We start from the raw sequence: 230 nt of genomic DNA, 5'->3' as shown, positions 1-230 counted from the left end.
CGGCTCATGCTCGGTGCCAGGTTATTGGCCCGGCAGAAGCGCTGCCAGTCGTCACTGCCGTACTGGCTGCCCTGATCGCTATGTACGATAACCTCACCGTCCGGTTTTCGACGCCACACGGCCATCATCAGAGCGTCCAGCGCGAGTTCGCGAGAGAGAGTGGGCTTCATCGACCAGCCAACCACGTTACGGGCGAAGAGATCGATAACCACCGCCAGATACAGCCAGCC

General features: G+C 60.9%; 1 protein-coding gene. It reads right to left on the bottom strand.

The features are described 5' to 3' along the window. On the bottom strand, positions 1-230 hold a 230-nt coding region (locus tag ACH1XZ_RS23285), incomplete at both ends, for a DDE-type integrase/transposase/recombinase (protein WP_395597314.1).

The sequence above is a fragment of the Kluyvera chengduensis genome (assembly GCF_044197065.1).
GTDB classification, from domain to species: domain Bacteria; phylum Pseudomonadota; class Gammaproteobacteria; order Enterobacterales; family Enterobacteriaceae; genus Kluyvera; species Kluyvera ascorbata_C.
This window is presented reverse-complemented; position numbering and strand designations above follow the sequence as displayed.